The sequence below is a fragment of the Streptomyces sp. NPDC006332 genome (assembly GCF_040612855.1).
Classification (GTDB): Bacteria; Actinomycetota; Actinomycetes; order Streptomycetales; family Streptomycetaceae; genus Streptomyces.
Map to the genome: position 1 here is coordinate 71,708 of NZ_JBEXRA010000014.1, position 12,892 is coordinate 84,599.

10 protein-coding genes are annotated in these 12,892 nt (G+C 73.3%); 2 read left to right on the plus strand and 8 right to left on the minus strand.

Annotated features, from left to right (window positions below; genetic code table 11):
* The first annotated feature begins 203 nt into the window (after positions 1-203).
* Positions 204-1,124, plus strand: coding sequence for a hypothetical protein (locus ABZ027_RS15380; protein WP_356768299.1), 921 nt, complete (start codon positions 204-206; stop codon positions 1,122-1,124).
* A gap of 64 nt (positions 1,125-1,188) precedes the next feature.
* Here the strand turns inward: ABZ027_RS15380 and ABZ027_RS15385 are convergent, their stop codons facing one another.
* Entirely contained in the window at positions 1,189-2,787 is a 1,599-nt protein-coding gene (locus ABZ027_RS15385) for a DUF6350 family protein (RefSeq protein WP_356768301.1), read from the minus strand.
* 45 nt (positions 2,788-2,832) lie between these two features.
* Here ABZ027_RS15385 and ABZ027_RS15390 point away from each other — a divergent pair, with 45 nt between their 5' ends.
* Positions 2,833-3,723 carry a sigma factor-like helix-turn-helix DNA-binding protein gene (locus ABZ027_RS15390; protein WP_356768303.1) on the plus strand — a complete coding sequence of 297 codons (891 nt, stop codon included), beginning with the start codon at positions 2,833-2,835 and terminating at the stop codon, positions 3,721-3,723.
* 107 nt (positions 3,724-3,830) lie between these two features.
* On the opposite strand, the gene sucD is transcribed toward ABZ027_RS15390, so the two are convergent.
* From sucD to ABZ027_RS15425, 7 genes are all read right to left on the minus strand, one after another.
* Positions 3,831-4,715: a succinate--CoA ligase subunit alpha gene (gene sucD / locus ABZ027_RS15395; protein ID WP_356768305.1), complete on the minus strand. Its 885-nt coding sequence runs from the start codon at positions 4,713-4,715 to the stop codon at positions 3,831-3,833.
* Positions 4,716-4,736: 21 nt separating this feature from the next.
* A complete protein-coding gene (sucC, locus tag ABZ027_RS15400; RefSeq protein ID WP_356768307.1) occupies positions 4,737-5,915 on the minus strand; it encodes an ADP-forming succinate--CoA ligase subunit beta in 1,179 nt (392 codons plus the stop codon).
* Between the two features lie 509 nt (positions 5,916-6,424).
* Positions 6,425-7,732 (minus strand): hypothetical protein, encoded by a 1,308-nt coding sequence (locus tag ABZ027_RS15405; RefSeq protein WP_356768309.1) that lies wholly within the window; start codon positions 7,730-7,732, stop codon positions 6,425-6,427.
* Positions 7,733-7,913: 181 nt separating this feature from the next.
* A complete protein-coding gene (locus ABZ027_RS15410; protein ID WP_356768311.1) occupies positions 7,914-8,342 on the minus strand; it encodes a hypothetical protein in 429 nt (142 codons plus the stop codon).
* A 785-nt stretch (positions 8,343-9,127) separates the two neighbouring features.
* Positions 9,128-10,309 (minus strand): VWA domain-containing protein, encoded by a 1,182-nt coding sequence (locus ABZ027_RS15415; RefSeq protein WP_356768313.1) that lies wholly within the window; start codon positions 10,307-10,309, stop codon positions 9,128-9,130.
* Positions 10,306-10,464, minus strand: a complete 159-nt coding sequence (locus ABZ027_RS15420; protein WP_356768315.1) for a hypothetical protein — start codon at positions 10,462-10,464, stop codon at positions 10,306-10,308. The genes ABZ027_RS15415 and ABZ027_RS15420 overlap by 4 nt, the downstream gene beginning before the upstream one ends.
* Positions 10,461-12,869, minus strand: coding sequence for a DUF5682 family protein (locus ABZ027_RS15425; protein WP_356768317.1), 2,409 nt, complete (start codon positions 12,867-12,869; stop codon positions 10,461-10,463). Before ABZ027_RS15425 ends, ABZ027_RS15420 begins: the two co-directional genes overlap by 4 nt.
* Positions 12,870-12,892 lie beyond the last annotated feature (23 nt).

A 12,892-nucleotide genomic window follows, 5' to 3' on the forward strand; every position in this document is an offset into this window, starting at 1 on the left:
GCCCCGGGATACGGGGAAGTGTACGAAGCGGCCGACCGTCAGCAACGATACCGGCACACCGGACGGCCCCCACGGGACGGGGGCGAGGGCGGGAGGTAGCGTCTGGGGCGGGCGGGCTCGGGAACGCGGTCGTGGTGTGGTGCGTTCTCCGAGCGACAGCTCACGCCAGCCAGCCGTATCACCTAGGGGAAGACGCTCACTTGATGCCGGACCGCCATCTGCGACTCCTCACGCTCCCCCCGCAGTCACCGCAGGGAGGGGAGCGCATCGGCGTGCTGCTGCGGGAGCGCCCCACCTCTCCCCCCGACGCCGCGGGCACCCCGTCGGGCGGGGGCGCGGGCGACCAGGACCGCGGCGGTGGGTCGTCGCAGGGAGCAGGTGGTGGGCCGTCGCAGGGCGCAGGTGGCGGGGAGGACCGGGGCGCGTCCGGGGACACCCGGGACGACAACCCGTTCGCCGCCCCGCCGGAGGGCACTCCGGACCGCCCCTGGCAGCCGCGTCGTCCGGCGGACGGCGAGGGAGCCGACGGTTCGCAGGGGGCTCAGGGCGGTCAGGGCGGTCAGGGCCCCGGGTCCGGCGGTGACGGCTCCCCCTGGGGCAACCAGTGGAGCGACCAGCAGCCCGGCCGTTCCCCCGGCGGCTTCGGTGAGCGTCTGGGCGGCGGTCAGGGGACGGGCCCCGAGGGCCCGAGCGGAGGGGGCCCGGGCACGGGCAAGGGCACCCGGTGGGACCCGACGGACCCGGTCCAGCGCCATGCGCGGTACGCCCTACTGAGCGGCATGTGGGCCTTCTTCTTCGCCATCTTCAGCTTGCCCTACCTGGCCCTGCCGCTCGGTGCGCTGGCCATGTACTGGAGCATCAGCGCGCTGCGCGCACAGCCCCGCACTCCCGACCCGGACAAGCCGGCCCCCGCCCAGAACGCCCGCTCCCAGACGACCTCTGCGGTGAGCGGCCTGGTCACGGCGTCCCTGGCCATCGTCCTGGTCGCCGCGAGCTTCACCGCGAAACTGGTCTACGCCGACTACTACACCTGCACGAACGACGCCCTGACCAACGCGGCGGAGAAGTCCTGCGCGGATCTCCTCCCGAAGGAACTGCGCGGTGTACTGGGCACGGAGGACTGACGCCTGAGGCTCGGCACACCGACACCGGCCGAGCCCCAGGGGTTCGACCGGAACGGGGGCCCGCTCAGGACGCGGAGCCAGGCTCCGGCGGCTCCACCGGGAGGAAGTCGTACGGCTCGTCGTCGGTGTCGTCGAGGTAGGTCACGTACGTGACCTTCGGGGTGGCGTGCGGGATGGACCCCGGCGCGCCTCCCGGCTCCCCCTTCGGCTCCGCTCGCGGCCTCACCCGGGGCTTTCCGATCGTCGCCGTCGCCCCGGGCTTCTCCGCGCCGCTCCGTCCCCGGCACCGCCACATCCGCACCCCCCACGCCACCGGTACCGCCAGGCCCGTCATCCACAGCAGCGCCGCAGCTCCCGCCTGCCACCACACCGGCCCGAAGCGGGACAGCGCGGAGACTCCGAGCGGCCCGCCCGCCAACGCGGCCAGCCCCGCGACCAGCCCCGCACACCACACGGCGGCCACCCCCGCGGTCAGGGCGGTACGGCCACCCGACCATGCCTCCACCGTCCGTCCGGCATCGTCCCCCACCCCGGCGGCCGCCTGCCCGGCGCCACCGCTCGTCGCCCCCCGCCCCGTGTACCACCCCACCGTCAGCCCCGCCGCCACCGGCACCAGGGACGTCGCCCAGTTCACGGGCGTACCGGCCCCGGCGTCCGGCACCGCCGCCAGCAGCGGGAACGGCGGCAGCAACGGCGCGGGCGCGGAGGAGAGCGGGCTCACCACATGGCCGACGCCGAGCGTGAAGCCGGGCCCGAGCCCGTACGTCGCCGCCCACACGGCCGCGTTCGGCACCAGTGCCAGGCACAGCAGCAGCACGGCGAACCGGCCGGACCACCCCTCCGTCAAGTGCAGGAAGAGCCCCCACGCCGCCCCGCCGTGCCACACCAGCGACACCGCCAGCGCCAACGCCCCGCCCCCGACCAGCACCGCCACCCCGGCCCCCGCCGCACGCCCGGCGACCCCACGGCGCTCCCGCGCCGCCGGCTCGAGGGCCCGCCGCCGCATCCCGTCCGGCACCCGCGCCAGCAGCCTCTCCAGCACCGCGGGCGGACAGCCGTACGCCCTCCACACCCCCCACCCGGCCGCGCCCATCACCGTCAGCGGCAGCCACACCACCGTCCACATCCACGCGGGCCGCAGAGCACCGCCCGAGGTGTACACCGCGGCGGCCAGGCCGACGGCGAGGTAGCCGACGACGACCCCTCGCCACGCCGTCCGCGCGTCAACCGGCGGCGGCCCCTCGACTCCCCCAACTCTCCCGATCCCCCCGATCGCCCCGATGTCCCCAGGGTCCTCGCCTCCTTCCGCCGCGTCCCGCACCGCCCGGTGCACCAGCCAGACCGGCAGCGCGAACAGCAGGAGCGGGGTGACGCCCACGGGTGCGGGGACGCCGGAGTGCGTGTCGGGGCGGACCAGTTCGGCGCCGTGCGCCAACAGCCACAGCGCGGCGGCGACATGCAGCGCGCCGCCGGGACCGCTGTCTGGATACGGCGAACTGATCCACAGCAGCATCACGGGCGAGGCGAACAAGCAGAGGCCGAGGCCCGCGGCGACGATGCCGGCCAGCAGGGCGGCAGCCTCTCCGGGCGGTCGGTCGCGCATCCGGGTGAGCAGGGACGACAACAGCGGTCGGCAAGCGGTCATCTTGATCACGACCGTCATGCTCCCAACGACACGCGCCTGATCGTCGTAACAGGCGAACCCCGGATGTGTCGCCCAATATATGTTTATGTACTTTTTCGCCCGAAGGGACCCCCGGTGACGCGGAGCCCCGCGCCTGAACCGGTCGCGGACTCCCCCACGCTGACGCCCGCTCAGGCCTTCGACGCGCTGTACGCGTTCTGCGCACCCGCCCTCGTCCGGCAGGCCTATCTGCTCACCGGGCGCCGCGAGCTCGCGCGCGAGTCGGTCGAGCGGGCCTTCCAACTCGTCTGGCAGCGCTGGCCCGAGGTGGCCCGCGACCCCGACCCGGCGGGCTGGGTGCGGGCGGCGACGTACGACTGCGCGCTCTCCCCCTGGCACCGGCTGCGCCCCCGCTTCCGGCGCTCCGAGCCGCCCCCCGCCGACGCCATCTCCCGCACGCTGCTCGACGCACTCCTCAAACTCCCGCCGCCGTACCGTCGCGCGCTCCTCCTCTACGACGGCGTCGGCCTCGGCCTGCCGGAGACGGCGGCGGAGACGGAGGCGAGCACACCGGCGACGGCGAACCGGCTGCTGCACGCGCGCGAGGCGATCGCCGCGCGTCTGCCGGAACTGGCGAACCCGGCGGAGCTGCGCCGGCGGATGGCCGAACTGGCCTGCCTGGAGCGGCCGCGCGCCGCGCGGCCTCCGGCGGTGCGGGCGGACAGTGAGCGCCGGGCCGCCTTCTGGACCCGGGCCGCCGTCGCCTTCACCGTCACCCTGATCGGCACGACGGCCCTCGCGCTGCGGACCGCGCCGACACACTACGAGCCACCGGTGTCGCCGGGCGTGATGGTGCGGGGCGTACCGCCGAGGGTGGCGCCTGGTTCGCTGTCGCAGCGGGAGCTGTCGCTGCGGGCGAAGCTGCGGGAGGGAACGGCGAGCGGGCCCGAGAGACTGCTGCCGCAGCCGCGTTGAGCCGGGCGGAGGCAGGTCGCGCCGCACTGAACCGGGTTGCGCCGGTTGGGCATGCGGAAGGGCCCGCACCCCCGGTGGGAGTGCGGGCCCTTCCGTTGCGGGTCGCGTCAGCCGGCGAGGATGGCGCGGGCCAGCTTGGCCGTCTCGGTCGGCGTCTTGCCGACCTTGACACCGGCGGCCTCGAGGGCCTCCTTCTTCGCGGCGGCCGTGCCGGAGGAGCCGGAGACGATGGCGCCGGCGTGGCCCATGGTCTTGCCCTCGGGCGCGGTGAAGCCGGCGACGTAGCCGACGACCGGCTTCGTCACGTTCTTCGCGATGAAGTCCGCCGCACGCTCCTCGGCGTCGCCGCCGATCTCACCGATCATGACGATCAGGTCGGTGTCCGGGTCGGCCTCGAAGGCCGCCAGGGCGTCGATGTGCGTGGTGCCGATGACCGGGTCGCCACCGATGCCGACGGCGGACGAGAAGCCGATGTCACGCAGCTCGTACATCATCTGGTACGTCAGCGTGCCGGACTTCGAGACCAGGCCGATCCGGCCCGGCTTGGTGATGTCGCCAGGGATGATGCCGGCGTTCGACTGGCCCGGGGTGATGAGACCGGGGCAGTTCGGGCCGATGATCCGGGTCTTGTTGCCCTTGGACACGGCGTACGCGTAGAACGCGGCCGAGTCGTGGACGGCGATGCCCTCGGTGATGACGACCGCGAGCGGGATCTCGGCGTCGATGGCCTCGACCACGGCGGCCTTGGAGAAGGCCGGCGGCACGAAGAGGACGGACACGTTCGCGCCCGTCTTCTCGATCGCCTCGGCGACCGTGCCGAACACCGGGATGTCGGTGCCGTCGATGTCCACGGACGTGCCCGCCTTGCGCGGGTTCACGCCACCGACGATGTTCGTGCCGTCGGCCAGCATGAGCTTGGTGTGCTTCATGCCCGTGGAGCCGGTCATGCCCTGGACGATGACCTTGCTGTCCTTGTTGAGGAAGATAGCCATGGCTGTGTCTGTCCCTCTTCCTTACTTCGCAGCCGCGAGCTCGGCGGCCTTGTCGGCCGCGCCGTCCATGGTGTCCACGCGCTGCACCAGCGGGTGGTTGGCGTCGGAGAGGATCTTGCGACCCAGCTCGGCGTTGTTGCCGTCGAGGCGGACGACGAGGGGCTTGGTGACTTCCTCGCCCTTGTCCTTGAGCAGCTGCAGCGCCTGCACGATGCCGTTGGCGACCTCGTCGCAGGCGGTGATGCCGCCGAAGACGTTGACGAACACCGACTTGACGTCCGGGTCGCCGAGGATGATCTCCAGGCCGTTCGCCATGACCGCGGCGGAGGCGCCGCCGCCGATGTCGAGGAAGTTGGCGGGCTTGACGCCACCGTGCGCCTCACCGGCGTACGCGACGACGTCCAGGGTGCTCATGACGAGACCCGCGCCGTTGCCGATGATGCCGACCTCACCGTCGAGCTTGACGTAGTTGAGGTTCTTCTCCTTGGCCGCGGCCTCGAGCGGGTTGGCCGCGTCCTTGTCCTGGAGGGCCTCGTGCTCCGGCTGACGGAACTCGGCGTTCTCGTCGAGGGAGACCTTGCCGTCAAGGGCGATGACGTCACCGGAGGCGACCTTGGCCAGCGGGTTGACCTCGACGAGGAGGGCGTCCTCGGCGATGAAGGTCTTCCACAGGGTGACCAGGACGTTCACGATCTTGTCCGCGACCTCGGCCGGGAACTTCGCGGCCTCGACGATCTCGCGGGCCTTCTCGGGGGTCACACCCTCGTTGGCGTCGATCGGCGTCTTGGCGACGGCCTCCGGACGGGTGGCCGCCACCTCCTCGATCTCCATGCCGCCCTCGACGGACGCGATGGAGAGGAAGGTGCGGTTGGTGCGGTCCAGGAGGAAGGAGACGTAGTACTCCTCCAGGATCTCCGGGGCCGTCTCGGCGATCATCACCTTGTGGACCGTGTGGCCCTTGATGTCCATGCCGAGGATGTTGGTCGCGTGCTCGACCGCCTCGTCGGCGGTGGCGGCGAGCTTCACGCCGCCGGCCTTGCCACGGCCGCCGACCTTCACCTGGGCCTTGACGACGGACTTGCCACCAAGACGCTCAGTGGCTGCGCGGGCCGCCTCAGGCGTGTCGATGACTTCACCGGCCAGCACCGGTACATCGTGCTTGGCGAAGAGGTCCCTCGCCTGGTACTCGAACAGGTCCACGCGCTTCCGTCCCTATCAGTGATCTCGCGGTTCGTTGTCTGCGTGGGCGTGCCGCGAGGGCAACGTGACGTCCGCCGTCTGTCACAAGGGAGGCGCACACGGTGTCCGAGCGCGCGGCATGTCCGTCTCGCAGGTTATCGCTGCTTGCGGGGGGCCTCTAAATCGCGGGTCACACCTGAGCGGTGATACCTGTCACATGATGCCGCGCTCACTGGCACGGAGTGTCGCGCGTGAGGGGCCGGGGCGGCACTCGGGAGGCGCTGCGGCCACATCGGGGCGGCGGGCCGAGGGCCTCACCGGGCTGGGGTTGACCCGGTGAGGCCCCTTGGAACAGCCCCTGCGGGGCGTGGGGCGGCTGATCCCCACCCCAATGGGGACCAGCTCGCCCTGTCCGTGAGATTCCGGCCGGACCGACCGACGGTTTTCGGCGGTCCGGGGCAGCCGACTCACGGAGTTCTCAGACGTACTCAGGAGTTCTCGGGGCCCTCAGGGATCCGAGAACGATGGCCTCAGACGCTGTAGGTGTCGCCGTGGTGCACGTAGCTCGGGGTGACCGACTCGGCGACACCCTCGGCCCCGGTGAGGGCGTGACCGGCGAGCGGGCCTGCCGTCGCCCGGACGGTGCCGGCGAGGTCCCGCGCCAGCGGCGCGACCTGGCCGACGGCCCCGTACGCGAACGGGCCCGCCTCCGCGACCAGGCCGTCCGCGAAGGGAGCGACCTCGCCCGTGACGCCGTACGCCAGCGTCGTGGCGCTGCCGCCGACGCCGTGCACGACCGGCTGGACGGTCTCGTTCACCGTGTCGTGCACGGTCCGGGTGACGGTGTCGACGACCGGCTGGACGGCGCCTGTGACGCCCTGGCCGAACGGCGCCACCTGGCCCACGACGCCGTACGCCAGGTCGGTCGCGTGACCGGCCACACCGTGCGCGAGCGGCGGCACGGAGCCGACCGTCCCGGTCGCGACGGGCTGGACGTCCCGGGTGACGCCGTCCGCCAGCCCGCCCGCGTCCGTCACGGCCTGCCCCGCGACCGGAACCACGCCGTGCACGGCGGTGTTCACGACCGGCGGCAGGACGGCGGCCGTGGTGCCGTCGGTGACCTGACCGACCAGACCGGTGGCGTACGGGGGGACGTCCGCGACCACGCCACCGACGACCGGCGTCACCGCGTGCACGGTGCCGGTGGCGATCGGCAGTGCTCCGTCCACGGCGGACGTCGCCACGGGCGGGGCGGCCGCGTCCACTGTCTGCCCGACGACCTGGCCGGCGGTTCCGGTGACGTGGCTCGGGACGGAGGAGACGGCGGTCTCGGCGGCCGTCGTGACGGAGGTCGCCGTGTCGTCGGCGGTGGACCGGGTCCGCTCCACCTCGGGCGCGAAGGCGGAGAGGGGGCCGAACAGGTAGTCGACGCCGTCCGCGTGGGCACGGGCCTGGGGGGTGACGGCCGCGCCGGAGACGGTGCCGGTGACCTTCGCCGCACGAGCCGCCTTGGCGCCCTGGATCGCGGCGGTGGCCTTCGGGGTGGCCTTCGCGGTGACCGTGGCGGCCTTCGCGTCGACGTCACGGTGGGCCTGGTGGGCCGCGCCGGTGACGGTGTCGAGGGTGCCGGTGACGGTGTCCGGGGTCTTCGTCACCGCGTCCGTGGTGGTGTCGGTCGTCGCATCCGGTGCGGAGACGGGGGTCGCGGGCAGTTCGTCCGCGCTGGCGACGGCGGAGCCGAGCGCCCAGGCGCCGGTGACACCGGCGGCTATCACGATGGAACGGCGGATGTTCGTGTTCATACGGGTGTTCGTGTTCATGCGGATGTGCTTGCTCATGGCGTGCGTCAGATCCTTAGATCCACAGGGGTCCGGCGTTCCTCGACGGGAACTACGGGACCTGGGAGGTTTGGGGACAGTTCCGAAGGCATGCGTCCGGAGATCGGAGGGGGATCCGGACGGGTGGGCAGACCTGTGTCCACCCCCGCGCGGCAGGTCTGCGACGGGGGAAGGGCCTGACCTAGGCCGGAGAGACGGGAATGTCCCGGTGCCTGTCCCGGGTGCCGTAGGCGTCCGCGCCCACGGTGGCTCCGGGCGCGAGCCGCAGCGGCGCCCGGTGGTCGAAGGTGACGGCGTGCGCGTCGCCGCCGTGCCGTGGGGTGCCGGTACCGCTGTCGCCGGCCGCCTTGCCGCTCGGCACACCACCCGGGTCATGCCTGGGCCCCCGGGGCGCCGGGGCGGGCGCGGGGTGGGCGGCCCGGTGCCCGGGCCTCTGCGTCGCGACGCCGGGGACGCCGAAGTCCGTGCTCGACCGAGGCCCGTAGGTGAGCGGGGTCTTCGCGTCGGAACGTCCTCCGGGGGTCTGTCCGTCCGTCGGCGTCGGCGCCGTGGGTGACGTCGACGAGCCCGGCTGCGGAGCCGACGTGACCGGGACCGGCAGCGTGTGCACGGGGGCAGACGGCGCCTCCGGAAGCCCCGGCACGGTCGGCGTGGGCGGCAGAGTCGGCCTGGACGGCACCGTCGGCGGAGCGGGGACGGACGGGAGAGACGACAGAGGCGGAAGAGATGGGAGGGGCGGGAGCTTTGACAGGTCCGACAGTTCTGGCAGGCTCGCCACGTTCGGCAGGTCCGGCACGTCCGGCAGGCTCGGCGCGTCCGGCAGTGCGGACCGACTCGGCAGATCCGGCAGGACAGGCGCCGTCGCCGCGTCCGGCAGAACAGGCGCAGTCGCCGCGTCCGGCAGAGCTGGTGAGTCGGGTACCGAGCCAGACGGAGTGTGTGTCACTTCGGCGACCGCACCGCTCGCCAACGACCGGGCGCCGCCCGCCGAAGCCGGCGACGCCTCAGTGACCGGCGCCGGTACCGCCCCGCCCGCCGCCTGCGCCTGCTCCCCGCAGAGGAACCCGAGCGCGAACAACGCGCCCACCAACAGCACCACACGCAGCACACGCCGCCCGGCCGCCGTACGCATCACGCGCAGAGCGGCACCGGTGAGGGCGACAGACTGGATCAACTGGGTGTGGGTCCCTCCGCGCGACGGACAGTGCACGCCGTACGACTCGTGACGAAGCAAGCGGAGCGTCTCGCACCGCTATTGGTCGTCGATCCTTGCACGGGACTCCCGAGGTTGCGCAAGCCCCCCATTACCGATGGGTAGTCATGTCCGTTTTGCTAGCCGAAGTCCGGACGGAATTCCGGTCAATGGGTCGACAAGTCGCCCTCCTGCGGGGGCCGTCACGCGGTCTCCGGTATCGGCAGGGGCAGCTTCTCGATCGCCGCCGCCATCACCTCCGGGAACAGGTCGGGCGTGCACGCGAAGGCCGGTGCGCCCAGCGCGGCGAGTGCGGCCGCGTGCTCCCGGTCGTAGGCGGGCGCCCCCTCGTCGGACAGCGCGAGCAGCGTCACAAACTGCACCCCCGACGCCTTCATCGCCGCTACCCGCTTGAGCATCTCCTGCCGTATGCCTCCCTCGTAGAGGTCGCTGATCAGCACGACCACGGTGTCCGCGGGCCGGGTGATCTGCGACTGGCAGTACGCCAGCGCCCGGTTGATGTCGGTGCCGCCGCCGAGCTGTGTGCCGAACAGGACGTCGACCGGGTCGTCGAGCTGATCGGTGAGATCGACGACGGCGGTGTCGAAGACCACGAGCCGCGTGTTGATCGACCGCATCGACGCCAGCACCGCACCGAACACGGACGCGTAGACCACGGACGCCGCCATCGACCCCGACTGGTCGATGCAGAGAACGACCTCCTTCTTCACCGACTGCGACGCGCGCCCGTATCCGATGAGCCGCTCCGGCACGATCGTCCGGTACTCCGGCAGGTAGTGCTTGAGGTTGGCCGCGATGGTCCGGTTCCAGTCGATGTCCTGGTGCCGGGGCCGGTTGATACGGGCACTGCGGTCCAGGGCGCCGGTGAGCGTGGCCCGGGTGCGGGTCGCGAGCCGCTTCTCCAGGTCCTCGACGACCTTGCGGACGACTGCCCGCGCCGTCTCCTTCGTGGTCTCGGGCATCGCCTTGTTGAGGGAGAGCAGCGTGCCGACGAGGTGCACGTCCGCCTCCACCGCCTCCAGCATCTCCGGCTCCAGGAGCAGCGCGGACAGCCCCAGCCGGTCGATGGCGTCGCGCTGCATGACCTGGACGACGGTGGACGGGAAGTACGTCCGGATGTCCCCGAGCCAGCGCGCCACGGACGGCGCCGACGCACCGAGCCCCGCCGAACGGTCCCGGCCCTGCTGCCCCTTGTCCCCCTTCCCGTAGAGCCCGGCCAGCGCACCGTCCATCGCGGCGTCCCGCCCCGAGAGCGCGCAGCCCGTGCCGTCGGCCGCGTCCCCGCCGAGCACGAGCCGCCAGCGCCGCAGCCGCTCCTGCGCCGGGTCGACCGGCTGGGTCGTCGTGTACTGCTCGGTCGTCATCCCCGTACCTCCGTGCGAAGCCGTTCCCAGAGCGGGATCACCGGGACGGTCGTCGTCGGGCGGTCCTGCGCCAGCGAACCGCTCCCGTAGCCGACCACGCTCACCTCCGTGGCCCGCTCCCTCTCCCTCGGCCCGTTCAGGCAATCGGTCGTCATCGCGCCACCCCCACCAGGTCGTTGCCCGCCTGCTCTTCCACGCCGTCCAGCCCCAGCAGCAGCCGGACCACCGGCCGGACCGCGTCCGCGCGTTCATGGTCGAGCTCGGGGGCGAAGCCGGGGATGCCCGGCCCGGCCGCCACCGCACTCGCCCGTCGGCCCGGTCCCCGCCGGACCAGTTCACCGAGGGTGCGGCGCACGCCCGGCTCGTACGCCGAGAACGTCCGCCGCAGCAGGGGCAGTACGTCGATGAACGCCTCCGCCGGCACGCCGGTCAGCCAGGTGTCGACCAGGCCGAGCAGCCGCTCGTCGTGCACCAGCAGCATCCCGCCGCCCGAGCCGCCGCCGACGAAGCCCTCGATCCAGGCGGCCGCGTCTCCCGGCGGCGTCCCCGGCGACAGCACGAGCCCCATCAGCCGCGCCGCCTCGTCCTGGGCGAGTTGCCCGCCGTCCAGCAGCAGGCGCACCGCCCGGCCCCGGATGACACCGGGCACGGTGTCCCGCCCGGACAGCACCCCGAGCACCGCGTGCCAACGCCCCCGCAGGTCACCGTGGTCCGGTGCGGCGGCGTCGTCCAGCAGCCCCACCGCCCCGTGCACCGCGTCGACATGGCGCCGCATCTCGTCGGCCGCGTCCGTGTCGAGCGCGGCGCAGGCGGGCGGCAGGCCGACGAAGATCCGCTCGGCGAGGCCGGCGGCGACCTCCGTCAGGGCCGCGGTGTCCGTCCCGCGTACGTCGCCGTACCGCAGGGAGCGGACCAGGGCGGGCAGGGCCTGGGCGAGGTGGCCGACGTCGGCGTCGAGGGCCGCCCGGTCGGCGAGGACCCGCATCACCGTGGGGAGCGCGTCCGGCAGTTCGGCGAGCAGACAGCGCTCGGCGAGTGCCGTGACATCGGCGAGGCCCGGCGCGGCGACCGCGTCCGACTCCGCCCTGGCGGTCGAGGCGCCGAGCACGGTCGTCCCCCACACCCCTGCCTCCGCGACCCGCACGACCAGCTCCGGCTCCCACCTCAGCCGCCAGGTCTCCCGGAACGTGCCCGTGCTGCCGCGCGAGGCGACCGGCTCGCCCCAGGCCACACCCAGCAGCCGCAGCCGGTGCAGCAGCCTGCTGCGCTCGGCGTCGGTGTCCTTGCGCAGGTCGAGCTCCAACTCCCGTTCCCGCGCCTCCGGTTTGAGCCGCAGTCGGCGCTGGATCCGGTCGAGGTCCCGTTGCAACGGCACCGCGGGCGCCGACGGCGGTACCTCCCCGAGCACGTCCCCCACGACGAGCCGGTCGTGCACCAGAGCCAGCGGTACGTCCGAGCCGTCGCACATCACCGCCCGCACGGCGTCGGTCGTCTCGCTCAGCCCGGCCAGCGGACGCCCCCGCATCGCCGCGAGCGTCCGGGCGAGCCGGACCGCCTCGATGACGTGCGCCGAGGAGACCATGCGGTCCTCCTCTCGCAGGAGACCGGCGACCTCGGTCAGCCATCGCTCGACCGGCCGGTCCGGCGCCCGGAACAGATGCCCGTACCAGCCCGGGGAGTCGATCCCCGCGCCGTACCCGCTGCGCCGCGACAACCTGCGGTGCGTCCACGGCACCCAGGTCATGTCCGTCCTGACCTTGGGCAGTCCCTTCAGCAGCGCCCTGTCCGCGGCGACGGTGGTCCGTCGCCGCAAGGCGGGCACGTGCCAGGCGCCGCACACCACGGCCACGTCGTCCCCGAACCGGCGCTGCGCGTCCCGCATCTGGAGCCGCATGTACGCCTCCCGTACGAGGTCCCGGTCGTGGCCCCCGCTCCCGTACGTCTCCCGCAGCGCCCCCATGGCCTCCTCCAGCGCGACGAACGGAGCGAAGGGGTCCGCCGAGCCCGGCCCCCGGTGTTCGACGACGTCCTCCCACCAGCGCTCGGCGTCGTCATAACCGGCGGCCTCCGCGAGCACGGAGAGCGGGTCCACCCGGACGTCGACGCGGACGTCCGGCCCGGCGTCCTCCCCCCTGGCCTCGGCCGCCTCGCTCATCTCCCCTTCGGGCTTCTCCGCCCCGGGCTCCCCCGCGTCCCGACCCCACGCCAGCGTGTGGGTGGCCGGCAGGTCGATGAAGTGGGCCGGGACGTCGTGCTCCAGGGCCCAGCGGATGGCCACCCACTCCGGGGAGAACTCGGCCAGCGGCCAGAACGCCGAGCAGCCGGGTTCGTCGACCGCGTGGGCCAGCAGGGCGACCGGTGGCCGCATGTCCTCGTCGGCGGCCAGCGGGATCAACGCGTCGGCCTCGGGCGGCCCCTCGATCAGCACCACCCGCGGCCGGGCCGCGGCCAGCGCCGCCCGCACGGCCCGCGCGGAACCCGGCCCGTGGTGCCGCACCCCGAGCAGCAGCGGCCCGGCCACCCCGGCCTCTCGCCCCCCGGTCTCCTCAGCGCCCGTCACGTCGTCCTCCTTCCTTCCGTGAC